The sequence below is a fragment of the Amycolatopsis sp. NPDC054798 genome (assembly GCF_053611505.1).
Genome location: NZ_JBSHAM010000220.1, coordinates 1 through 1,293 on the forward strand (window position 1 = coordinate 1; position 1,293 = coordinate 1,293).

The 1,293-nt window shown below is 56.7% G+C and carries 1 rRNA gene; it reads left to right on the top strand.

The features are described 5' to 3' along the window. Positions 1–1,293 (top strand): 23S ribosomal RNA (locus tag ACWGIC_RS44905); the annotation flags it as partial.

Below are 1,293 nucleotides of genomic sequence, written 5' to 3' on the forward strand. Positions count from 1 at the left end.
GCCACCCTTGAAAGAGTGCGTAATAGCTCACTGGTCAAGTGGTCCTGCGCCGACAATGTAGCGGGGCTTAAGCACACCGCCGAAGCTGTGTCATTCACACAATACATCCGCCGATCCTTCGGGGTTGGTGCAGTGGTGTGGATGGGTAGGGGAGCGTCCTGCATCCAGGGAAGCCGTGGCGGAAGCTAGCGGTGGAGGGTGCGGGAGTGAGAATGCAGGCATGAGTAGCGAATGCAGAGTGAGAAACTCTGCCGCCGGATGACCAAGGGTTCCTGGGCCAGGCTAATCCGCCCAGGGTAAGTCGGGACCTAAGGCGAGGCCGACAGGCGTAGTCGATGGACAACGGGTTGATATTCCCGTACCCGAGCATGTGCGCCCATGGCGAGGCGGTTGACACTAACCACCCGAAGCCGCGGTTGACGTCTTCGGACGGAGGCTGTGTGTGGAGCGTGGGACCTGATTCCGTAGTAGTCAAGCGATGGGGTGACGCAGGAAGGTAGCTCCGCCAGGCGATGGTTGTCCTGGTGTAAGCGTGTAGGCCGAGCGGTAGGCAAATCCGCCGCTCATATGGTTGAGACGTGATGCGTAGCCGTTTGAGGCGAAGTGGGTGATCCTATGCTGTCGAGAAAAGCCTCTAGTGAGTGCATGCACGGCCCGTACCCCAAACCAACACAGGTGGTCAGGTAGAGAATACCAAGGCGATCGGGTGAACTGTGGTTAAGGAACTCGGCAAAATGCCCCCGTAACTTCGGGAGAAGGGGGGCCAAGCACTGTGATATCCCTTGCGGGTGGAGCGGTGGTTGGCCGCAGAGACCAGCGGAAAGCGACTGTTTACTAAAAACACAGGTCCATGCGAAGTCGCAAGACGATGTATATGGACTGACGCCTGCCCGGTGCTGGAACGTTAAGAGGACCGGTTAACTCCTTCGGGGGTGAAGCTGAGAATTTAAGCGCCAGTAAACGGCGGTGGTAACTATAACCATCCTAAGGTAGCGAAATTCCTTGTCGGGTAAGTTCCGACCTGCACGAATGGCGTAACGACTTTCCGGCTGTCTCGACCACAGGCCCGGCGAAATTGCATTACGAGTAAAGATGCTCGTTACGCGCGGCAGGACGGAAAGACCCCGGGACCTTTACTATAGTTTGGTATTGGTTTTCGGTTCGGCTTGTGTAGGATAGGTGGGAGACTGTGAAGCGTTCACGCTAGTGGGTGTGGAGTCGTTGTTGAAATACCACTCTGGTCGGATTGGGAATCTGAACCTCGGACCATGATCTGGTTCAGGGACAGTGCCT